Here is a 22,527-nt window from a genome sequence, read left to right as displayed (position 1 = left end):
TTCAGCGGTCCTGCTGCATGGTGGCCCACAGGCCGGCGGCGTGCAGCTTGGACACGTCGACCTCCATGGATTCGCGCGTGCCCGCGGAAACGACCGCCTTGCCCTCGTTGTGGACCTGCAGCATGAGCTCGGTGGCGTGCGGTTCGGAGTAGCCGAACAGCTTCTGGAAGATGTAGGTGACGTAGTTCATGAGATTCACCGGGTCGTCCCACACGATGGTGACCCAGGGCCGCTGGGTGGCCTCGGTGGTGTCACTGTCGGCCCGATGGGCCGTCCCCGGTTTCGTCGGCGCTTCCGCAACCATGGCGATCAGGATACCGCGACGCCGATGGCCCAAGAACCGCGCCGACCGCCCGGTTCTCCGGCGATACCCACCTCTGTGCGGGGCGCGCCGGGCCGCTCGATGACGTGCCCCCGACCTGCCGCGCCGACTACCGTGTGGCTGTGAGCGTGGGCCTGCTGACCGACAAGTACGAACTGACGATGCTGCAGGCCGCGCTGCGGGACGGCTCCGCGCACCGGCGCACCACCTTCGAGCTCTTCGCCCGGCGCCTGCCCGACGGGCGCCGCTACGGCGTGGTGGGGGGAACCGGTCGATTCGTGGACAGCCTGGGCGAGTTCCGGTTCGACGACGGGGCACTGGCATCGCTGGCGGAATTCCTCGACCCCGCGACGCTGGAGTTCCTGCGCGACTTCCGATTCGCCGGCGACGTCGACGGCTATCCCGAGGGGGAGCTCTACTTCGCCAACTCACCGGTCCTGTCGATCAGCGGCACCTTCGCCGAGTGCGTCCTACTCGAGACCCTCGCACTGTCGATCTTCAACCACGACACCGCGATCGCGTCGGCGGCCGCCCGGATGGTCAGCGCGGCCGGCGGCCGGACGCTGATCGAGATGGGGTCGCGGCGCACCCATGAGCGCGCTGCGGTCGCCGCGGCTCGCGCCGCGTACCTGGCCGGCTTCGACGGGACATCGAACCTGCAGGCCCACCGCCGCTACGGGGTGCCCGCGCTGGGCACCAGTGCGCACGCCTTCACGATGGTGCACACCACCGCCGACGGGCCCGACGAGCCGGCGGCGTTCCGGGCCCAGGTCGACGCGCTGGGAGTGGGCACCACGCTGCTGGTCGACACCTACGACGTGACCGCCGGCATCGCCAACGCGGTGGCCGTGGCGGGACCGCAGCTCGGCGCTGTGCGGATCGACTCTGGCGACCTGGGGGTGCTGGCCCGCCAGGCCCGCGCCCAGCTCGACGAGCTGGGCGCCACCGGAACGAAGATCGTGGTGTCCGGCGACCTCGACGAGTACTCGATCGCCGCGCTGCGGGCCGACCCCGTCGACTCGTACGGGGTCGGCACCTCGCTGGTCACCGGCTCGGGCGCACCGACGGCGAGCATGGTCTACAAACTCGTCGAGGTGGACGGGATTCCGGTGCAGAAACGCAGCAGCCACAAGGAATCCCACGGCGGACGGAAGGCGGCGGTGCGGATCACCAAACCGTCGGGCACCATCCTCGAGGAGGTCGTCCACCCGGTCGACGGTCCCGCGCCGGTCGGCCGACCGGTGACGGTCACCCTGGTTCGCGCGGGCGAGGTCGTGTGCACCACCGACCTGTCCGAGGCGCGGGCGCGGGTTGCGGCCGGACTGACCAGCCTGCCGTGGGAGGGACTGAAGTTGTCGCACGGGGAGCCCGCCATCCCGACCCGGGTCGTGACGTCATAGCCGTCTCCGTCACCGAGTTGCTCGGACGCGCCGTGGCCGCACTCGGGGGCGCCGAACGCGGCGGTCAGATCGAGATGGCCGAAGCGGTGGCGCGTGCCTTCGACACCGGAGAGCACCTGGCGGTCCAGGCCGGCACCGGGACCGGCAAGTCGTTGGCCTACCTGGTGCCGGCCCTGGCCCGCGCAGCCGGTCGGGAACCCGACTCCGACCCGGGCCCGGTGGTGGTGTCGACGGCCACCATCGCGCTGCAACGCCAGTTGGTCGACCGTGACCTGCCCCGGCTGGCCGAGGCGCTGGCCGGCGCCCTGCCCCGCAAGCCGACCTTCGCACTGCTGAAGGGCCGGGGAAATTACCTGTGCCTGAACAAGATTCACAATGGATCGACCGACGAACCACTGGGGCAGGACGAACTGTTCGAACCGGTGGCGGTCGGCGCGCTGGGCCGCGACGTCCAGCGCCTGACGGCGTGGGCCGATGAGACCAGAACCGGTGACCGCGACGAGCTGCGGCCCGGGGTGTCCGAGCGCGCCTGGTCGCAGGTCAGCGTATCGGCGCGGGAATGCATCGGGGTGGCGCGCTGCCCGTATTCCGCCGAATGCTTCTCGGAGAAGGCCCGCGCCAAGGCCGGGTCGGCTGATGTCGTCGTGACCAACCATGCGCTGCTGGCCATCGACGCCATCGCCGACGCCGCGGTGCTGCCCGAACACGACTGCCTGATCGTGGACGAGGCACACGAACTGGTCGACCGGGTCACCGGCGTGGCCACCGCCGAGCTCACGGCCACGGCGCTGGGCGTTGCGCAGCGCCGTGCCGGCAAGCTCCTCGGACCCGAACTGGTGGATCGGCTCGAAGCGGCCAGCGCCACACTCACGTCGGCCATCCACGATGCGGAGCCACGCCGTGTCGATGTGCTCGACGACGAGTTGGCCACCTACCTGACGGCGCTGCGGGATGCCGCCCAGGCCGCCCGGTCGGCGATCAACCCCACGCCGGGCGACCCCCAGGCCGCCGCCGCCCGCAACGAGGCGATCACCGCACTGGCCGAGGTGGCCGACACCGCCACCCGCATCCTGTCCTCGTTCGGGCCGCCGATCGCCGAGCGCGCCGATGTGGTGTGGATCGACCACGATGAGATCCGGGGGACGCGCCGCTCCGCGCTGCGCGTCGCGCCACTGTCGGTGGCGGGATTGCTGCGGGCCCGCCTGTTCGGCCGGTCGACCACCGTGCTGACCTCCGCGACGCTGACCATCGGCGGATCCTTCGACGCGATGGCCGGCAACTGGGGGCTGACCGGCCTGGAAACGGAAGCCGCCTGGAACGCCCTGGATGTCGGTTCACCGTTCGCCCACGCGACCTCCGGAATCCTCTATGTCGCAGCGCATCTGCCGCCGCCCGGACGGGACGGCACCGGCACCCCGGAGCAGCTGACCGAGATCGCGGAACTGATCACCGCGGCCGGGGGCCGCACCCTCGGCCTGTTCTCGTCGAACCGGGCGGCCCGGGCGGCCGCCGAGGCCATGCGCGAACGGTTGGACACTCCGGTGCTGTGTCAGGGTGACGACGCCACCGCCCTGCTGATCGAGGCGTTCGCGGCCGATCCGGCCACCTCGTTGTTCGGCACGCTGTCACTGTGGCAGGGTGTCGACGTGCCGGGCCCGTCGCTGTCGCTGGTGCTGATCGACCGGATCCCGTTCCCCCGTCCCGACGATCCGCTGCTCACCGCTCGGCAGCGCGCGGTGGCCGCCCGGGGCGGCAACGGATTCATGACCGTCGCGGCCGCGCATGCGGCCCTGCTGCTGGCCCAGGGCACCGGGCGGCTGTTGCGGCACACCGACGACCGCGGTGTGGTCGCGGTGCTGGACTCTCGGATGGCCACCGCCCGCTACGGCGGCTATCTGCGCGCATCCCTGCCGCCGTACTGGGCCACCACGGATCCGGTGCGGGTGCGTGATGCGCTGGCGCGGCTGCGGGCCGCAACGCCCGCCGCGGATTGAGGCCTGCGCGGACGTCTCGCCACTATTGTCGAGCCATGCTCCGCCGTTTCGCACTGGCCGCGTACGTGGCTGCCCTGGCCGCCGCGGTCGCGGCATGTTCGACCGTCGTTGCGGGCCAGCCCGTGTCGGTGTTCGCCGATCCGTTCAAGGTGGCGGGCATGCGCGCGGTCGACGGACCGACCGGGCTGCGGCCCGGCGGCACGGACAAGTCGCGTCAGGTGTCCGACTCCGACGGCGGCAAGGTCGACCAGATCGCCGCCGCGTCCGTCAGCGACATCGAGCAGTTCTGGGGCGAGGCCTTCGGTGCGTCGTTCCCGGGGGCCTTCCACCCGGTCAAGGCGCTGTACTCCTGGGATTCGAACGACTACGACGGCACCTTCTGCGACGACGACACCTACAGCCTGGTCAACGCGGCCTTCTGCCCGTCGGAGAACATCATCGGCTGGGACCGCGGAGTGCTCATGCCGGAATTGCGAAAAGCCAACGGGGACATGGCAATCACCATGGTGCTCGCTCATGAGTACGGACACTCGGTGCAGAAGCAGGCCAAGCTGAACCGCAAGGGCACGCCGATCCTGGTGGTCGAACAGCAGGCGGACTGCCTGGCCGGCAGCTACCTGCGCTGGGTGGCCGAGGGTGATTCACCGCGGTTCACGCTGTCCACCGGCGACGGGCTGAACAACCTGCTGGCCACTATGATCTCGTTCCGCGACCCGCTGCTGTCCGAGGACGACGTAGGCCCAGGGGCCTCCGAATCAGGGTTGGCGGACGAACACGGCTCGGCGTTCGAGCGGATCTCGGCCTTCCAGTTCGGCTTCATCGACGGACCCTCGGCGTGTGCCGGCATCGATGCGAAGGAGATCGCGGCGCGCCGTGGCGACCTACCGGTTGCGTTGCAGCGCAACGAGTCCGGCGAGTGGCCGGTGTCCGAGGAGTCGGTGAAGGCCATCATCGATGCGATGACCATCTTGTTCAAGCCGGCCCAGCCGCCGAAGCTGAGCTTCGCCGCGGCCGCCTGCGCCGACGCGCAGCCCAGCCCGCCGGCATCGTTCTGCCCCGCCACCAACACCATCACGGTGGACCTGCCCGCGCTGGAGAAGCTGGGCACCCCGCAGGGTGACCCCGACGACATGCTGACGGCGCTGTCCGGGGACAACAGCGCCTACTCGGTGCTGATGTCGCGGTACATGATGTCGATCCAGCACCAGCACGGCGGCCTGGTCCTCGACAGCGCCGAAGCCGGTCTGCGCACCGCCTGCCTGACCGGGGTGGCCACCACCAGGCTGGCCGACGGGGTCAACACTCCGGACGGCAACACCGTCGCGCTGACGGCCGGCGATCTCGACGAGGCGGTCGCGGGTCTGCTCATCAACGGCCTGGTCGCCGCGGACGTCAACGGTGCCACGGTGCCCGCCGGCTTCTCGCGTATCGACGCGTTCCGGGTGGGTGTGCTCGGCGACGAGGACCGCTGCCTGCGCCGCTTCCCCTGAGCCGCCTTCTCCGGCGACCGTGCGCGTCGGTCCGCGACACGCCGCGTCGCCCCGGGCGTTTCTGCACCCTCGCGACGAGAGGACTCAGACTTTTCTGGTGGTGCCGTAGTACGCCTGGATCGAATCCGACTGCTCGGTGGAATGCGTGAGAACCGCGTAGGACCGGATGAACGACTCCCCCACGCAGCCGTCGATCTTCACGTGGAACCCACTGACCGACACCCACGGGTCCGCGCCGGTGAACTCCTTCTTGCTGACCGGCACGATGTTGACGATGCCAGGTTTGAGGCCGACCGCGACACCGCTGGTGAACGGCGCCAGCACGATGGGATTGAGGATCTCGGGCAGCGGCGACACCACATCGATGCCGCCCAGGCCGATCGACGGCGTGAGCCCGGCACTGTCGGTCAGCGTCACGCCCTGCGACGTACTCATGTCGATACCGCAGCCGATCTGGTAGCCGACCTCCAGCACACCGTGCGGCGGCGCGGTGCCGTCCGGGCCGCGCAGCGATCCCACGAACACGGCAGCCACCTCGTAGTCCCGGGACGAGAGGGCTGTCGTCAATGGCGCAATGTTGCGCAACGTCTCGTCCTTGGCGCCGACCGTCAGCACCCAGCCGTCCGGTGCCGTCGTGGTCGCCGCCGGCGCGGACGCGATGGTGGCCTGATCCCCCGGCGCGACGACGTCGGCGGCGTGATCGATGGGCGCCGCCGGGGCCACGGCCGCGGCGGGAACCACCGGAGCCTCGACATTGGCCGGTTCCGGGTCTGCACCGGCCGTCGGCACCGGGGCAGCCGCCAGCACGCAGACGACCAGCAGACCGCCGGACGCCAACCAGCCACGCGCCGCTCTCACGCCCGGACCGTACTACCGGTTTCGGCTATGCCAGCCGGACCAACCCCAACTCGTTATCTCCCGCGAGCAGATCGTTATGTGGCAGCACCCGAACCGTGTATCCGACCGAACCCGCGATCGGCAACGGAGTGGTCGCCGAGAACACCTCCAGCGCGCCGTCCGAGCCGCCCACGTGCGCCATCGGAACAACCTGCGGATCGATCAGGTCGTCACCGCCGTCGACACGTCCGAGCAGGGCCTGCACGGCCACCTCGTCGGGCCGCAGGCCTGCCAGCGCGACCGAGGCGGTCAGCGTCAGCTGCGAGCCCAGCAGCGGCGTGTCGGGCAACCCGGTGCTGTCGACATCGGTGATCTCGACGTTCGGCCAGGCGGCCAGCACCTTCAGCCGGTAGGCGGCCAATTCCCGGGCGGGCCCGAAGTCGCTCGCCGACCCGAGGGTCCGGCGCACCGACCGCGCCGCCGGGATGTAGTACCGCTCGGTGTAGTCCCGGACCATCCGGGAGGCCAGCACCTTCGGGCCCAGTGCCTCCAGGGTGTGACGCACCATCTCGACCCACCGGGCCGGGACCCCGGCACCGTCGCGGTCGTAGAACTTCGGGGCCACCGCATCGGCGAGCAGGCCGTAGAGCGCCGCCGCCTCCAGATCGTCCCGGCGGGTCTCGTCGGCGACCCCGTTGGCCGTCGGGATCTCCCACCCGTTCTCGCCGTCGTACCACTCGTCCCACCAGCCATCGCGGATCGAGAGGTTCAGCCCGCCGTTGAGCGCGCTCTTCATCCCGGACGTGCCGCAGGCCTCCAACGGCCGCAGCGGATTGTTCAGCCAGACGTCGCAGCCCCAGTACAGCAGCCGCGCCATCGACATGTCGTAGTCGGGCAGGAAGGCGATCCGGTGCCGGACCTCCGGCCGGTCGGCGAACTTCACCACCTGTTGGATCAGCGTCTTGCCGCCGTCGTCGGCCGGATGCGACTTGCCCGCGACGATCAGCTGCAGCGGGCGTCGCTCGTCGAGCAGCAGAGCCTCGAGTCGCTCCGGATCCCGCAGCATGAGCGTGAGCCGCTTGTAGGTCGGCACGCGCCGGGCGAAACCGATGGTCAGCACCTCGGGATCGAACGCGGTCGCGACCCAGCCCAGTTCGGCCTCGGTGGCACCACGCTCGAGCCACGACAGCCGCAGCCGGCGCCGGACGTCGTCGACCAGCAGGGCACGCAATCGGTTGCGGATGGACCAGATCCGCTCCGGGGAAACCTGTTGGAGGCGTTGCCAGGTCGCCGGTTCGGACAGCTGCATCAGCGGGTCGCCGACCAGCTCGCGGGCCAGCTCGATCCACTGCGGCGCCGCCCAGGTGGGCGCGTGCACCCCGTTGGTGATCGAGCCGATGGGAACCTCGTCGGCGTCGAAGCCCGGCCACAGATCGGCGAACATCGTGCGGCTGACCCGGCCGTGCAGCAGTGAGACGCCGTTCGCCCGCTGCGCCAGCCGCAGTCCCATGTGCGCCATGTTGAACTTCGACGGATCCTCCTCGGCGCCGAAGGCCAGCACCCGGTCCAGCGGCACCCCGGGCAGCAGCGGGTTGGGCCGGTCGTCGGCGAAGTAGCGCGCCACCAGATCCGTCGGGAACCGGTCGATACCGGCCGGCACCGGCGTGTGGGTGGTGAAGACCGTGCCGGCCCGCACCGCCGTCAGCGCCGTGTCGAAATCGAGACCCGACCCGGCGATGTACTCCCGGATCCGCTCCAGGCCGAGGAAGCCCGCGTGGCCCTCGTTCATGTGGAACACCTCGGGCGCCGGCAGGCCCTCGATCTGGCAGTAGGCGCGGATGGCCCGAACACCGCCGATCCCGGCGAGGATCTCCTGCTTCATGCGGTGTTCCTGGTCGCCGCCGTAGAGCCGATCGGTGACGCCGCGCATGTCGTGTTCGTTCTCGGGCACATCGGAATCCAGCAGCAGCAGCGGCACCCGGCCCACCTGGGCCACCCAGATCCGCGCCCGCAGCTGCGCGCCCTCGGGCATCGTCAGATCGACCAGCACCGGGTCGCCGGACGCGGTCGTCAGCAGGCGCAGCGGCAGCCCCTGTGGATCGTGGGCCGGATACGTCTCCTGCTGCCAGCCGTCCGCGGTCAGGGACTGCCGGAAGTAGCCCGAGCGGTAGAGCAGTCCGACCGCGATCAGCGGCACCCCGAGATCCGACGCCGATTTCAGGTGATCGCCGGCGAGGATCCCGAGGCCGCCGGAATAGTTCGGCAGCGCCTCGGAAACACCGAACTCCATCGAGAAGTACGCGATCCCGGCGGGCGGATCGCCGTGCTCCTGGTGGGCCTGCTCCTGGTACCACTGCGGCCGGCTCAGGTAGTCGTCCAGATCGGCCGCCCGCTCGTCGAGCTGTCGGAGGAATTCGCTGTCACCGGCCAGCTGTTCGAGGCGTTCCGGGCTGACCGAGCCCAGCAGCGCCACCGGATCGCCGCCGTGGCTGGCCCACAGCCCCTCGTCGATGCTGGCGAAGAGCATCTGGGTCGCGGTGTCCCAGGACGATCGCAGGTTGATCGCCAATCGGTCCAGGGCCGCCAGTCGCTGCGGCAGATGGGCGCGGACGGTAAACCTGCGGAGCGCCTTCACGCGTGCAGAGCTTACTGATTCCGGGCCGCCCGGTGGGATGGGCCGGCGAACTCTTTCGCCGCGCGGGCCGATCCTGCCCACTACGGTGTGAAGGTGACAGGAATTGGTTAACACCAACACCAGCCCCGACGAGTTCGCGACAAGACGTGGCAAGACATGACCCAGTGTGAGGAGAGCTCCGGTGCCCGGTCGCATCGAGATCGACGATGTTTCACCCGTCGTGTCCGGTGGAAGGTTCCCCGCCAAGGCCGTGGTCGGCGAAGTTGTGCCGGTGTGCGCCACGGTATGGCGCGAGGGCCACGAGGCGGTGTCGTCGACGCTGGTGGTGCGCTACCACGGCAGCTCCTACCCTCAGCTGGTCACCGGCCCGGTCCAACCCGAACCCGTGCCGATCCAAGAGGTGGTGGCAGGCCCGCGGGTCAAACCCCAACAGCTGCCGATGTCCGCCGGCCGCACCCCCGACGTCTTCCACGGCCAGTTCGTTCCCGACGCGGTCGGGCTGTGGACCTTTCGGGTGGACGGCTGGGGTGATCCCATCAGCTCGTGGCGCCACGCCGTGACCGTCAAGCTCGAGGCGGGCCAGAGCGAGTCCGAACTTTCCAACGATCTGCTGGTGGGTGCGCGACTGCTCGACCGCGCCGCGGCCGGGTTGCCGCGGGGTCGCCGCGCTCCCCTGCTGGATGCGGCGGCCGCGTTGCGCGCCCCGGGCGAGCCGGCTCAGCGTGCGGGGGCTGCCCTGTCCGCCGAGGTCACCGCACTGCTGGCCGAGTACCCATTGCGCGAATTAGTCACCCGCGGTGAGCAATTCGGCATCTGGGTGGACCGCCCCCGGGCGCGGTTCGCGTCCTGGTACGAACTGTTCCCGAGGTCCACCGGCGGCCGCAATTCCGAGGGCGTCCCACTGCACGGCACGTTCGCCACCGCCACCAAGGCGCTGCCGCGGATCGCGAAGATGGGTTTCGACGTCGTGTACCTCCCGCCGATCCATCCCATCGGCGAACTGCACCGCAAGGGCCGCAACAACACCGTCACAGCCGCCCCCGGCGACGTCGGCTCCCCGTGGGCCATCGGCAGCCACGCCGGCGGCCACGACGCCGTTCACCCGGACCTGGGCACCATTGACGATTTCGACGAATTCGTCTCTGCCACAACCGATCTCGGAATGGAGGTGGCACTCGACCTGGCGCTGCAGTGCGCACCCGACCATCCGTGGGCCCGTGACCACCGCCAGTGGTTCACCGAACTCCCCGACGGCACCATCGCGTATGCGGAGAACCCGCCGAAGAAGTACCAGGACATCTACCCGCTGAACTTCGACAACGATCCCGCCGGCCTGTATGCCGAGGTGCTACGGGTGGTGCTGTACTGGGTATCCCACGGCGTCAAGATCTTTCGCGTCGACAATCCACACACCAAGCCGCCGGACTTCTGGGCCTGGCTCATCGGGCGGGTCAAGAACGTCGACCCCGACGTGTTGTTCCTGGCCGAGGCATTCACCAGGCCCGCTCGGCTCTACGGTCTGGCCAGGCTCGGATTCACCCAGTCCTACAGCTATTTCACGTGGCGCACCGCCAAGTGGGAACTCACCGAGTTCGGCCAGGAGATCGCCTCGCACGCCGACGAGGCCCGGCCCAACCTGTTCGTGAATACGCCCGACATCCTGCACGAGAGCCTGCAGCACGGCGGGCCGGGAATGTTCGCCATCCGCGCGGTGCTCGCGGCCACGTTCAGCCCGCTGTGGGGCGTGTACTCCGGTTTCGAACTCTTCGAGCATCAGCCGGTACGCGCCGGCAGCGAGGAGTACCTCGATTCGGAGAAGTACGAGCTTCGGCCCCGCGATTTCGACGCCGCGCTGGCCCGAGGGAATTCGCTGGAGCCATTCCTGACCCAGCTGAACGAGATCCGCCGGCTGCACCCGGCTCTGCGCGAGATGCGGACCATCAAATTCCATTCGGTGGACAACGACGCCGTGCTGGCCTACAGCAAGTTCGATCCGACCACCGGCGATTGCGTCCTCGTGGTGGTGACACTCAACCCGTTCGGCGCCGAGGAGGCCACATTGTGGCTGGACATGGGCGCCCTCGGAATGGAGTGGTACGACCGGTTCTGGGTACGCGACGAGATCACCGGCGAGGAATACCAGTGGGGCCAGTCGAACTACATCCGCCTGGACCCCGGCCGGGCCGTCGCCCACATCCTGAACATGCCGAACATCCCCGCGGCGGCCCGCGGCCCGCTGCTGCGCCGCGAATGACGTGAACGAGAGGAGCGCCCCGATGACCAGCACCGGCACCGTCAGCAGGTTCCTGGCGCCGGATCCGTCCGATCTGCACCGCCTGACCTCCGGGACCCACCACGATCCGCACGCCGTACTGGGCGCGCACGAATACGGCGACCACACCGTCATCCGCGCCTACCGGCCGCACGCCAACACGGTCACAGCGCTCGTCGGCGAGCAGCGGTACCCGTTGCAGCACATCGACTCCGGGCTGTTCGCCGTCGCCCTGCCGTTCACCGGCCTGATCGACTACCGGCTCGAGATCGGCTACCCCACTCCCGACGGCGGCTCGTTCGGCCCGACGGTGGCCGACGCCTACCGGTTCCTCCCGACGCTCGGCGAGATCGATCTGCATCTGTTCGCCGAGGGTCGCCACGAACGGCTGTGGGAGGTGCTCGGCGCCCATCCGCGCTCGTTCACCACCGCCGACGGCGTCGTGGAGGGCGTGTCCTTTGCGGTATGGGCGCCGAATGCCAAGGGCGTCAGTCTCATCGGCGAATTCAACAACTGGAACGGGACCGATGCCCCGATGCGGGTCATGGGCTCCACGGGGGTCTGGGAGTTGTTCTGGCCGGGCTTCCCGCCCGAGGGTCTCTACAAGTTCCGCGTCCACGGCGCCGACGGCCGGACCACCGACCGCGCCGACCCGATGGCATTCGCCACCGAGGTGCCGCCCCAGACCGCGTCGCGGGTGTTCGCCAGCAGCTACACGTGGAACGACGACGCGTGGATGTCCGAGCGGGCCGCCTCGAACCCGGTGTTCGAGCCGATGAGCACCTACGAGGTGCACCTGGGCTCGTGGCGCCCCGGCCGCTCCTATCGGCAACTCGCCGATGAACTCACCGATTACGTTGTGACACAGGGATTCACCCACGTGGAACTGCTGCCGGTCGCCGAGCATCCGTTCGGTGGATCGTGGGGTTACCAAGTGACCTCGTACTATGCGCCCACCTCGCGGTTCGGCACTCCCGACGACTTCCGGTATCTGGTGGACCGGCTGCACCAGGCCGGGATCGGTGTCCTGGTGGACTGGGTTCCGGCGCACTTCCCCAAGGACGCATGGGCACTGGGCCGCTTCGACGGCACCCCGCTCTACGAGCACGCCGATCCCCGGCGCGGCGAACAACTGGATTGGGGCACATACGTTTTCGACTTCGGCCGCCCTGAGGTGCGCAACTTCCTGGTGGCCAACGCCCTCTACTGGCTGCAGGAGTTCCACGTCGACGGGCTGCGGGTGGATGCCGTGGCGTCGATGCTCTACCTGGACTACTCGCGACCCGCGGGCGGCTGGACGCCGAACGTGCATGGCGGCCGGGAGAACCTCGAGGCCGTCCAGTTCCTGCAGGAGATGAACGCCACGGTGCACAAGCTCAACCCGGGCATCGTGACCGTCGCCGAGGAGTCCACCTCGTGGCCCGGTGTCACCAGACCGACAACCATTGGCGGCCTTGGGTTTTCGATGAAGTGGAACATGGGCTGGATGAACGACACGCTCAGTTTCGTCAGCCGTGATCCCATCTACCGCAGCTATCACCACCATGAGATGACGTTCTCGATGCTGTATGCGTTCAGCGAGAACTACGTCCTGCCGATCAGCCACGACGAGGTGGTGCACGGCAAGGGCACACTGTGGGGCCGGATGCCCGGCAACGATCACGTCAAGGCGGCCGGGCTACGCAGCCTGCTGGCCTATCAGTGGGCGCATCCCGGTAAGCAACTGCTGTTCATGGGCCAGGAGTTCGGCCAGCGCGCGGAGTGGTCCGAGGAGCGTGGCGTCGACTGGTACCAGCTCGACGAGCACAGCTATTCCACCGGAATCCTGCAAATGGTTCGGGACATCAACGGGCTCTACCGCTCCCATCCGGCGCTGTGGAGCCAGGACACCAAACCCGAGGGTTACTCCTGGATCGACGCCAACGACTCCGCCAACAACGTGCTGAGCTTCCTGCGCTGGGGGTCGGACGGCTCGGTCATGGCCTGCGTCTTCAACTTCGCCGGCAACGAGCACGGCCGCTACCAGCTCGGCCTGCCGCACGCCGGCAGATGGCGCGAGGTTCTCAACACCGATGCGACCGTCTACAACGGGGCGGGGGTGGGCAACATGGGCGGCGTCGATGCGGTCGACGAGCCCTGGCACGGCCGACCCGCCTCGGCCATCGTCACCCTGCCTCCGACGTCGGCGCTGTGGTTGGTGCCCGAGTAGCGGGTCAGTACAGCGCGTTGGCCAGGTTGCGCCGGCCGGCGATGACGTCCGGGTCGGCGGGATCGAAGAGTTCGAAGAGCTCGATCAGCCGAGTGCGTACGGTGGTGCGGTCGTCGCCCGCGGTCGATTTCACCAGTGCGATGAGCCGATCGAACGCGCCGGCGACATCCTGCTGGAGCAGTTGGACGTCGGCGGCGGCGAACGCCGCCTCGATGTCGCCGGGCGCGCCGTCGGCGGCGGCGATCGCACCGGCATCCCGGGTGGTGGCGCGCGCCAGGAACGCGATCTGCCGGACCGCGCCCTTGGCCTCGGCGTGGTTGGGATCGCCGGCCAGAATCGCCTCGTAGGCGGTCTTGGCCGTGTCGAAATCACCGGAATCCAGCGCGTCGCGCGCGGCCGCCAGAGCCGGGTCCACTTGTTCGGGGTCGCCGTCCTCGGCCGCGCCGCCGAGCTTGCCGGCGGTGGCTTTGAGCAGCGAGTCGATCCAGGTACGCAGCTGATCCGGCGGCTGGGGTCCCTGGAAACTGCCCAGCGGCTGCCCGCCGGCGATGGCCACCACCGTCGGCACGGCCTGCACGCCGAACAGCTGCGCGACGCGCGGCGTGGTGTCCACGTTGACGGTCGCCAGTGCCCAGGTGCCGTTGTCCTGGGCCGCCAGCGCCGCCAGGTTCTCGGCGAGCTGCACGCTGGCCTCGCTGCGCGGCGACCACAGCACTACGACAACCGGCAGCTGACTGGACCGGGCCAGGACCTCGGTCTCGAGGTTGGCCTCGGTGACCTCGAGCGCGCCCGCGGGGGCCGCGCCGCCGGATGCCCCGGCAGGCTGTTGTGCGCGCTGTTTGAGACCGGACAGGTCGACGGCGCCGGTCATGGACGCGGCGATCCTGGGACGCCCCGCAGGGCCGGAACGTGTCACAGGGTCAAGTCTGTCACGGCGTCGTCGCGGCCACTCCAGCCGGCCGCGAACTGTCCGCCCCGTCCCGTCGAGGCCCCAGTTTGCCGGTGCGATCGGCCCATATGATGAACATCACAGAGGCCAGCGGCACAATGCTCGCCAGCAACGCCAGCAAACAGGTCCGGACCGTCCACCGAAATGCGACCGCGGCCAGCGCGGCAGCCACCACGAAGGCGATGAAGACGCCGCCGTGAATGGGCCCGAAGATCTTGACGCCGATCTCGGTACGGGGTTCTCCCAGGTACTTGAAGTACATGCCCACCAGCAGGCCGACCCAGCTCAGCGCTTCGGCGAGCGCCACCAACCGCAGCCGCCCGGCCGTCGAACGAAGGGCGAACCTGCTGGCGACGGTCGTCGGAACGGTGTCTGTCATGCCGACGATTGTGCCTCAGCGCCGACCCAGCTACTACGTCGCGTAGTGGGTCGTGCAGTGGGTCCTGCGGCGCCTAGGGGCGACGCAGGATCAGCGCATCACCCTGGCCGCCCGCACCGCACAGCGCCGCCACGGCGTAGTGGCCGCCGTTGCGCTTCAGTTCCAGCGCCGCGTGCAGGGCGATCCGGGCGCCGGACATGCCGATGGGATGGCCGACAGCGATGGCGCCGCCGTTGACGTTGACCTTGGCCGGGTCGACACCCAGTTCCTTGGTCGAGGCCAGCGATACCGCGGCGAACGCCTCGTTGATCTCGATCACGTCGAGCTGGTCCACCGAGATACCTTCGCGGGCAACGGCTTTCTTGATCGCATTGGCGGGCTGGGACTGCAGTGTCGAATCCGGACCGGCGACGTTGCCGTGTGCGCCGATCTCGCACAGCCAGTCCAGGCCGAGTTCCTCGGCCTTGGCCTTGGCCATCACGACCACCGCGCAGGCGCCGTCGGAGATCTGCGACGCCGAACCCGCGGTGATGGTGCCGTCCTTGCGGAACGCCGGCTTGAGACCCCCCAGCGATTCGGCAGTGGTGTTGGCCCGGATGCCCTCGTCCTCGGCGAACTCGATCGCGTCGCCCTTGCGCTGCGGGATGGACACCGGCACGACCTCGTCGGCGAACACCCCGTCCTTCCAGGCCGCAGCGGCTTTCTGGTGGCTGGCGGCGGCGAATTCGTCCTGCTCGAGACGGGTGAACTTGTCGGTGTCGTTCCGCTGCTCGGTGAGCGCACCCATGGGCTGGTCGGTGAAGACGTCGTGCAGGCCGTCGTAGGCCAGGTGGTCGATCAGCGGGACATCGCCGTAGGGCAGGCCGCCGCGACTCTTGGTCAGCAGGTGCGGCGCCTGGGTCATCGACTCCTGTCCACCGGCAACCACGACCTCGAACTCACCGGCCCGGATCAGCTGATCGGCCAGAGCGATCGCGTCGATCCCCGACAGGCACATCTTGTTTATCGACAGCGCCGGAACGTCCCAGCCGATGCCCGCGCCCACTGCCGATTGCCGCGCCGGCATCTGCCCGGCGCCGGCCGTGAGCACCTGGCCCATGATCACGTAATCCACCAGCGACGCGGGGACCTGCGCCTTCTCCAGTGCACCCTTGATCGCGACGGCGCCCAGATCGGTCCCGGAGAACCCCTTCAGCGAGCCGTTGAACTTCCCGATGGGGGTACGCGCCCCAGCAACGATCACCGACGTGGTCATGTCTTCCTCCGGCCGAAATTGAGACGACCGTTACAGCCGCCGACTGATGTGCAAACCCTGACAGTCAGGTTACCGTTACGTTATGACCACCGATCAGGCAGATGCCCGCCCGATTCTGGCGTCCGCGCTCGTGACGGCCATCGATCACGTCGGCATCGCCGTCCCGGATCTGGAAGTGGCCAAGAAGTGGTACCACGACCATCTCGGGATGATCGTCCTGCACCAAGAGGTCAACGAGGAACAGGGCATCGTCGAGGCCATGCTGAGCGTCCGCGGCGCGCCGGTCGGCAGCGCCCAGATCCAGCTCATGGCGCCGATCGACGAGTCCTCGACCATTGCCAAGTTCCTCGACAAGCGCGGCCCCGGTCTCCAACAGCTGTGCTATCGCACCAGCGATCTCGACACCCTCTCCGAGCGTCTGCGCGAACAGGGTGTCCGGTTGCTCTACGACGCCCCGCGGCGCGGCACCGCCAATGCCCGGATCAACTTCATCCATCCCAAGGATGCCGGCGGTGTTCTGATCGAACTCACCGAACCCGCCGCCGACGTCGCGCACTGATCCGCTAGGACCACTTCCTCGTCGGGCCGCGGTTGGCCCGGTTCGCCCAGCACGGCGTGTGCCAGTGCCGACGATCCTCACCCTCGCCGTCGTCCGCCGGCCACACCACCACATGCGCTGTGCCAGAGCGGATCTCGTGATCGCACCCCGGACAGCGATAGACCTTGAGGGCCCGCGCACCGGGAATCGGCCGCACCTCGTAGTCGTGGCCGTCGGGACCGAGTTCGATGCGACGGGCCGCCGGTAGCGGCGACCGCTGCGCCGGATGGCCGGACCTGGAGTTCGATCGACGCGCCATCAGAACAACCGGTACTCGTCGCTGTCCATACCGCGCATCTGATCGTAATCCAATGTCACACAACGGATCCCGCGATCAATCGCCAGCGTGCGGGCCTGCGGCTTGATCTGCTGCGCGGCGAACACCCCGGTCACGGGAGCCAGCAGCGAGTCCCGGTTCAGCAGGTCGAGATAGCGGGTCAGCTGCTCGACGCCGTCGATCTCACCGCGCCGTTTGATCTCGACGGCCACCGAGCGGCCCTCCTCGTCGCGGCAGAGCAGGTCGACCGGACCGATCGCGGTCATGTATTCGCGACGCACCAGGGTGTAGCCCACCCCGAGCAATTCGACGTGCTCGGCCAACAACACCTGCAGATGGGCCTCGACACCGTCCTTCACCAGGCCCGGGTCGACGCCGAGTTCGTGAACCGAATCGTGTTCGACATCTTCGATGGTGATCCGCAACTGCTCGCCGGCCTTGTTCTCGACCACCCACACCGGCAGCGGACCGTCGGTGTGTTCGGCCACCGAGCACGGCGGGCTCATCCAATTCAACGGTTTGTACGCCCGATCGTCGGCATGCACACTGACCGAGCCGTCGGCCTTGATCAGCAACAATCGCCGCGCCGAGGGCAGGTGCGCCGTGAGACGGCCCACGTAGTCGACGGTGCACTGGGCGATGACAAGACGCACCCGGTCAACCTTAGAGGCAACCGGGCACCGGGCCGACGCGGCCCGGTTAGGCTGACGCCACGATGAAGGCCGACGAGACGCTCGCGCGCAAGCTGGGTCGGGTCCTGGAACGGGTCACCCGGCAGAGCGGTCGACTCCCGAAGAAGACGCCGGCCTACGGGTCCTGGCTGCTGGGCCGACGCGTCGAGACCGCCGGCCGGCGTCGGGTCCGCATTCAGGTCATCCTCACCGTGTTCATCTCGGTGATCAACGTGGTGGGCATCGCCGTCGCCGCGCTGCTCGTCCTGGTGGCCTTCCCGGAGCCGGACATCTTCGAGGACGCGCCGCTGCGCTACGGCGTGGTGATAATGCCGGTGTACGTGATCAGTGCGCTCGCCGTCGGCACGTGGCTGCTGACCGACACCACCGTCAACGCACTGCGGTGGGCCACCGAACGCCGTCGGCCGACGGTCGACGACCAGCGCAGTACGTTCATGATCCCGTGGCGGGTGGCCGTCGTGCACATTGCGCTGTGGGGTGGCGCCGCCGTGTTGTCGACGGTGCTGTTCGGCCGGGTCGACGCCGCATTCATCCCGAGGTTCCTCGGCGTCCTCGGCATCGTCGGAGCGATGGTCGCGACCTTCAGCTATCTGGCGACGGAGTTCACCCTGCGCCCCATTGCGGCGCAGGCACTCGAGGCCGGCCCTGCGCCCCGCCGGTTCGCACCGGGCATCATGGGGCGGCTGATGACGGTGTGGATGCTGAGCTCGGGACTACCGATCATCGGCATCGGGATGATCGCCTTCTTCGCGCTGCTGCTGGGCAATCTCAACCTGCGCCAGCTCGCGGTGGCAGTACTGATCTCCTCGACGGCGTCGGTCATCTTCGGTTTCATCCTGATGTGGGTGGCGGCGTGGATCACCGCCACCCCGGTTCGGGTGGTCCGGGCGGCACTCAAGCGCGTTGAAGAGGGCAACCTCGACACCAACCTGATCGCCTTCGACGGCACCGAGCTCGGCGAGCTGCAACAAGGCTTCAACTCCATGGTGGCCGGACTGCGCGAACGGGAGAAGGTCCGTGATCTGTTCGGTCGCCACGTCGGGCGTGATGTGGCGGCAGCCGCCGAAGCCGACCCGTCCACCCTCGGCGGCGAAGAGCGCCGTGTCGCAATACTTTTCGTCGACATCATCGGATCCACCGAACTGGTCACCGCCCGCCCGGCATGGGAAGTGGTGACACTGCTCAACCGCTTCTTCAGCGTGGTGGTCGACGAGGTCGAGAGCCGCGGGGGCCTGCTGAACAAGTTCGAGGGCGACGGCTGCCTGGCAATCTTCGGCGCTCCCACCGACATCGAGGATCCCGAGGATGCCGCCCTGTCGGCCGCGCTGGCCATTCCCGAGCGGATCCGCACGGAGGTACCCGAGTGTGAGGCCGGGATCGGCGTCGCTCATGGCGACGTCGTCGCGGGCAATGTCGGAGCGCACGAGCGCTTCGAGTACACCGTGATCGGCGAACCGGTCAACGAGGCCGCCCGGCTGTGCGAGTTGGCGAAGTCCGTTCCGGGCAGGGTGTTGGCCACCTGCGGCACCGTGGAGTCCGCATCGGAAAGTTCACGTGCCCAATGGATTTGCAGTGACAGCGTCACGCTGCGCGGCATGCCCGATCCGGTGCTCCTGGCGGTACCCAAGGGTTAGGGTGCCGGCGCGCTGTGCAACCACGCGCGCGCCGCGGCCACCGCGTCGTCGACATCGGGGAAGCACAGATCGGCGGCCGGGTGCTCGGCGGGGATCACCCGCCGATCGGGGTCGACGAGGAATCCCGCCTTTCCCTCACCACCGAGCTGCGCGCTGAGGCCCAGCAGCATCGCACGAGCCGGATCGTTGACGCTGTCCAACCGGGAGACATCCAGGATGACCGCCGCGAAGTCGGCGCTGTCGCGGTCGATGCTCCGCAATACCTGCTCGGCGCCGGCGAACAGCAGGTCGCCGTGCACCTCGTACACCCGGATGTCGTCGTCCACGTCGTAGACCGCCCGGATCGTCGAGCGCGACTCGCGGGAGACGGTCAGGAAGTGCAGGCCCAGCTCCTGGGACAGGCTGCGACACACCTTCACCCCGCGCACGCTGTTGCCCTTGTCGTCGAGCAGCGGTGAGTACACCCCGATCCCGAGCTGCCCGGGCAGCACCGCGGCGATGCCACCCCCGACGCCGCTCTTCGCGGGCATCCCCACCGCGCTCACCCAGTCACCGGCGGCGTCATACATCCCGCAGGTCGTCATCACCGACAGTGTTCGCCGTACCACCTCGGCCGTGGTGACCTGCCGGCCGGTCAACGGGTTGAGCCCGCCGCGGGCCAGGGTGGCCGCCATCCGGGCCAGATCCGTACTGGTCACCGTCAGCGAACACTGCCGGAAGTACACGTCGAGGACCTCGTCGGGATCGGCGTCGAGCACGCCGAAACTGTCGAGCATGTAGGCGATCGCCCGGTTCCGCGAACCGGTTGCTTCCTCGGAGCGGTACACCTCTTCGTCGACGTCGAGTTCGCGTCCCGCGCACCCCGAGTAGAACCCCCGGATGTTCTCGAACCGCTCGTCGCCGGTGCCCGGGACCAGTGCCACGGCGGCAATGGCCCCGGCGTTGATCATCGGGTTCTTCGGGCGCCGGGTCGTGCGGTCGACGCTGATCTCGTTGAACGCCTCCCCGGACGGTTCCACCCCGATGTGGGCGTCGACCACTGCTTCACCCAGCCGGTCCATCGCCAACGCGTAGGTGAACGGCTTCGACACGGACTGGATGGTGAACTGCGTTGCGGTATCGCCGGTTTCATAGACGTAGCCGTCCGACGACGACACGCTGATAGCGAAGTCGTCCGGGTCCACCGCCGCGAGTTCGGGAATGTAGTCCGCCAGCTTCCCCGCGGTGTCACCGGCATGCTCCCGCAGGATCTGGTCGAGGTAGCGCTGCACCAGCTCGGACACATCGGCGATCGTAGCGTGGGCCGGTCCCCCGCCGCGCCCACCCACAACGCCCACCCACAACGCCCACCCACAACCATGTCGTTTTTCCGCTAGTAACGACGGGCGCAGCATGCCATCGTGGGTGGCATGCACGACGACTTCGACCGCTGCTACCGCGCCGTCCAGGCCAAGGACGCGCGGTTCGACGGGTGGTTCGTCACCGCGGTGCTGACCACCGGCATCTACTGCCGGCCCAGCTGCCCGGTCCGTCCCCCGCTGGCACGCAATGTGCGGTTCTACCCCACCGCCGCGGCCGCCCAGCGGGCCGGCTTCCGGGCCTGCAAGCGCTGTCGGCCGGACGTGTCACCGGGGTCGCCCGAGTGGAACATCCGCCGCGACGTGGTGGCCAGGGCGATGCGGCTGATCGCCGACGGTGCCGTGGACCGCGTCCGCGTCACCGGGGTTGCCGCCCAACTCGGATACACCACCCGCCAACTCGAGCGGCTGCTGCAGGCCGAGGTCGGTGCCACGCCCCTCGCGCTGGCCCGGGCGCAGCGGGCACAGACGGCACGCGTCCTCATCGAGACGACAGCGCTGCCGTTCGGCGACGTCGCTTTTGCCGCGGGCTTCTCGAGCATTCGCCAGTTCAACGACACCGTCCGAGCCGTCTTCGACGTCAGCCCCACCGAGCTGCGCCGCCGTGCCACCCACCTGGATCAGGCCCAGCCGACCGGCACGCTCACGCTGCGGTTGCCGGTGCGGCAGCCGTTCGGCTTCGCCGGAGTGTTCGGGCATCTCGCCGCGACTGCCATCCCCGGTTGCGAGGAGGTCCGCGACGGCGCCTTCCGGCGCGTCCTGCGGCTACCGCACGGCACCGGCATCGTCGAACTGACCCCCGCGGCCGACCACGTGCGGTGCGTGCTGGCACTCGACGACTTCCGCGACCTGACCGTCGCGGTCGCGCGGTGCCGGCGTCTGCTGGACCTCGACGCCGACCCCGAAGCCGTAGACGCAGCCCTCACGGCCGACGAGGCTCTGGCGCCGTTGGTGAGGAAGTCTCCCGGACAACGGATTCCACGAACGGTGGACGAGAACGAGTTCGCGGTGCGGGCGATCCTCGGCCAGCAGGTGTCGACGACCGCCGCGCGCACCCACGCCGGCCGATTGGTCGCGGCGTACGGTCCCGCGGTCGAGGATCCCGGCGGCGGACTGACCCACGGTTTTCCGTCGGTCACGGAGTTGACACACCTGGATCCCAGCCGTCTCGCGATGCCCGCGGCGCGCAGGGGCAGCCTGCAGGCGCTGATCCGGGCGCTCGCCGACGGAGATCTGGTCCTAGACGCCGGTAGTGACTGGAACGACGCCCGCGAGCGGCTGCTCGAGCTGCCCGGTGTCGGGCCCTGGACGGCCGAGATCATCGCGATGCGCGGGCTCGGTGATCCGGATGCGTTTCCCGCGTCCGACCTGGGGCTGCGATTGTCGGCCCGCAGTATCGGTCTGCCCGACCAGTCCCGGGCGCTCGCGGAGGTGAGCACCCGCTGGCGGCCCTGGCGTTCGTACGCCACTCAATACCTGTGGACCGCATTGGACCACTCCGTCAACCAATGGCCCCCGAAGGAGGCGGCATGACCCGCTATCGAATGATCGAAAGCCCGATCGGCCCACTGACACTGGCCGGCGACGGCGATGTCCTGACCAACCTGCGGATGGTCGATCAGACGTATGAGCCCGACCGGGCCGACTGGACGCGCGACGACAGCTCCTTCCAGGATGCCGTCGACCAACTGGCCGCATACTTCGCCGGCGACCTCCGTGAATTCGACCTGAACATCGAAATGGCTGGAACAGAGTTCCAGCGCAAGGTCTGGAATGCATTGCGCACCATTCCGTACGGCGAGACCAGATCATATGGAGAAATAGCGGAACAGATCGGTTCACCCAATGCATTTCGCGCCGTCGGGCTCGCGAATGGTCATAATCCGATCGCGGTGATCGTGCCCTGCCATCGTGTTATCGGCGCGAATGGAAGTTTGACCGGATTCGGCGGCGGTCTCGAAAGGAAATCAACCCTGCTCGAATTGGAGAAAGAGACGGCGAGCCTCACGTTGTTCGATTGATCCAACAAATAGAAACGCCCCCCAGGGTGTGGGGGGCGTTTCTGTTTTGTGTGTGTTCGGCGGTGTCCTACTTTTCCACCCGGGTTGGGTAGTATCATCGGCGCTGGCAGGCTTAGCTTCCGGGTTCGGGATGGGTCCGGGCGTTTCCCTGTCGCTATGTTCGCCGTAACTCTATTTTTTTGTGTGGGTGAATGGTTCCCTGTTG

Annotated in this window: 18 protein-coding genes and 1 rRNA gene; 9 read left to right on the top strand and 10 right to left on the bottom strand. The window is 68.6% G+C overall.

What is annotated here, in order from left to right; genetic code table 11:
- Position 1: 1 nt before the first annotated feature.
- Positions 2–304 (bottom strand): ATP-dependent Clp protease adapter ClpS, encoded by a 303-nt coding sequence (gene clpS, locus U0R18_RS10100; RefSeq protein WP_526368032.1) that lies wholly within the window; start codon positions 302–304, stop codon positions 2–4.
- A gap of 104 nt (positions 305–408) precedes the next feature.
- On the opposite strand from clpS, the gene U0R18_RS10095 reads away from it, so the two are divergent.
- The 3 genes from U0R18_RS10095 (at position 409) to U0R18_RS10085 (ending at position 5,206) form a co-directional block, all read left to right on the top strand.
- On the top strand, positions 409–1,722 hold the full coding sequence (locus tag U0R18_RS10095; RefSeq protein ID WP_526368031.1) for a nicotinate phosphoribosyltransferase: 1,314 nt from the start codon (positions 409–411) through the stop codon (positions 1,720–1,722).
- 74 nt (positions 1,723–1,796) lie between these two features.
- Positions 1,797–3,716: an ATP-dependent DNA helicase gene (locus U0R18_RS10090; RefSeq protein WP_526368290.1), complete on the top strand. Its 1,920-nt coding sequence runs from the start codon at positions 1,797–1,799 to the stop codon at positions 3,714–3,716.
- Between the two features lie 35 nt (positions 3,717–3,751).
- Positions 3,752–5,206, top strand: coding sequence for a neutral zinc metallopeptidase (locus U0R18_RS10085; protein ID WP_526368030.1), 1,455 nt, complete (start codon positions 3,752–3,754; stop codon positions 5,204–5,206).
- An 84-nt stretch (positions 5,207–5,290) separates the two neighbouring features.
- Here U0R18_RS10085 and U0R18_RS10080 read toward each other — a convergent pair whose 3' ends face one another.
- Both U0R18_RS10080 and glgP read right to left on the bottom strand, forming a co-directional pair.
- Complete coding sequence (locus U0R18_RS10080) at positions 5,291–6,064, bottom strand: MspA family porin (RefSeq protein ID WP_526368029.1); 774 nt, start codon at positions 6,062–6,064, stop codon at positions 5,291–5,293.
- A gap of 25 nt (positions 6,065–6,089) precedes the next feature.
- Positions 6,090–8,678: an alpha-glucan family phosphorylase gene (gene glgP / locus U0R18_RS10075; RefSeq protein WP_526368028.1), complete on the bottom strand. Its 2,589-nt coding sequence runs from the start codon at positions 8,676–8,678 to the stop codon at positions 6,090–6,092.
- Between the two features lie 181 nt (positions 8,679–8,859).
- Between glgP and U0R18_RS10070 the strand changes: the two genes are divergently transcribed.
- Together U0R18_RS10070 and glgB are read left to right on the top strand one after the other, a co-directional pair.
- On the top strand, positions 8,860–10,932 hold the full coding sequence (locus tag U0R18_RS10070; RefSeq protein ID WP_526368027.1) for a maltotransferase domain-containing protein: 2,073 nt from the start codon (positions 8,860–8,862) through the stop codon (positions 10,930–10,932).
- Positions 10,933–10,954: 22 nt separating this feature from the next.
- The gene (gene glgB, locus U0R18_RS10065) at positions 10,955–13,159 is read left to right on the top strand and encodes a 1,4-alpha-glucan branching protein GlgB (protein WP_526368026.1); all 2,205 of its coding nucleotides are present in this window, start codon (positions 10,955–10,957) and stop codon (positions 13,157–13,159) included.
- 4 nt (positions 13,160–13,163) lie between these two features.
- Here the strand turns inward: glgB and U0R18_RS10060 are convergent, their stop codons facing one another.
- The 3 genes from U0R18_RS10060 to U0R18_RS10050 all read right to left on the bottom strand — a co-directional run bounded on the left by U0R18_RS10060 (position 13,164) and on the right by U0R18_RS10050 (position 15,742).
- Positions 13,164–14,030 (bottom strand): tetratricopeptide repeat protein, encoded by an 867-nt coding sequence (locus U0R18_RS10060; RefSeq protein WP_526368025.1) that lies wholly within the window; start codon positions 14,028–14,030, stop codon positions 13,164–13,166.
- 58 nt (positions 14,031–14,088) lie between these two features.
- Positions 14,089–14,487 (bottom strand): DUF3817 domain-containing protein, encoded by a 399-nt coding sequence (locus U0R18_RS10055; RefSeq protein WP_526368024.1) that lies wholly within the window; start codon positions 14,485–14,487, stop codon positions 14,089–14,091.
- A 73-nt stretch (positions 14,488–14,560) separates the two neighbouring features.
- Positions 14,561–15,742, bottom strand: a complete 1,182-nt coding sequence (locus tag U0R18_RS10050) for a thiolase family protein (RefSeq protein ID WP_526368023.1) — start codon at positions 15,740–15,742, stop codon at positions 14,561–14,563.
- A gap of 82 nt (positions 15,743–15,824) precedes the next feature.
- Here U0R18_RS10050 and mce point away from each other — a divergent pair, with 82 nt between their 5' ends.
- Complete coding sequence (gene mce, locus U0R18_RS10045; protein ID WP_526368022.1) at positions 15,825–16,301, top strand: methylmalonyl-CoA epimerase; 477 nt, start codon at positions 15,825–15,827, stop codon at positions 16,299–16,301.
- Positions 16,302–16,305: 4 nt separating this feature from the next.
- On the opposite strand, the gene U0R18_RS10040 is transcribed toward mce, so the two are convergent.
- Complete coding sequence (locus tag U0R18_RS10040; protein ID WP_526368021.1) at positions 16,306–16,599, bottom strand: Rv1322 family protein; 294 nt, start codon at positions 16,597–16,599, stop codon at positions 16,306–16,308.
- The gene (gene nucS / locus U0R18_RS10035; RefSeq protein WP_526368020.1) at positions 16,599–17,270 is read right to left on the bottom strand and encodes an endonuclease NucS; all 672 of its coding nucleotides are present in this window, start codon (positions 17,268–17,270) and stop codon (positions 16,599–16,601) included. Before nucS ends, U0R18_RS10040 begins: the two co-directional genes overlap by 1 nt.
- A 62-nt stretch (positions 17,271–17,332) precedes the next feature.
- Here nucS and U0R18_RS10030 point away from each other — a divergent pair, with 62 nt between their 5' ends.
- The gene (locus tag U0R18_RS10030) at positions 17,333–18,943 is read left to right on the top strand and encodes an adenylate/guanylate cyclase domain-containing protein (protein WP_526368019.1); all 1,611 of its coding nucleotides are present in this window, start codon (positions 17,333–17,335) and stop codon (positions 18,941–18,943) included.
- On the opposite strand, the gene glsA is transcribed toward U0R18_RS10030, so the two are convergent.
- On the bottom strand, positions 18,940–20,226 hold the full coding sequence (glsA, locus tag U0R18_RS10025; RefSeq protein WP_526368018.1) for a glutaminase A: 1,287 nt from the start codon (positions 20,224–20,226) through the stop codon (positions 18,940–18,942). The genes U0R18_RS10030 and glsA overlap by 4 nt on opposite strands.
- 126 nt (positions 20,227–20,352) lie before the next feature.
- On the opposite strand from glsA, the gene U0R18_RS10020 reads away from it, so the two are divergent.
- Entirely contained in the window at positions 20,353–21,834 is a 1,482-nt protein-coding gene (locus U0R18_RS10020; RefSeq protein ID WP_526368289.1) for an AlkA N-terminal domain-containing protein, read from the top strand.
- Positions 21,831–22,322: a methylated-DNA--[protein]-cysteine S-methyltransferase gene (locus U0R18_RS10015; RefSeq protein ID WP_526368017.1), complete on the top strand. Its 492-nt coding sequence runs from the start codon at positions 21,831–21,833 to the stop codon at positions 22,320–22,322. Before U0R18_RS10020 ends, U0R18_RS10015 begins: the two co-directional genes overlap by 4 nt.
- Before the next feature lie 54 nt (positions 22,323–22,376).
- Here U0R18_RS10015 and rrf read toward each other — a convergent pair.
- Positions 22,377–22,490: ribosomal RNA gene (gene rrf / locus U0R18_RS10010) — 5S ribosomal RNA — on the bottom strand.
- Positions 22,491–22,527 lie beyond the last annotated feature (37 nt).

This window comes from Mycobacterium sp. (assembly GCF_046330795.1).
Classification (GTDB): Bacteria; Actinomycetota; Actinomycetes; order Mycobacteriales; family Mycobacteriaceae; genus Mycobacterium.
This window is presented reverse-complemented; position numbering and strand designations above follow the sequence as displayed.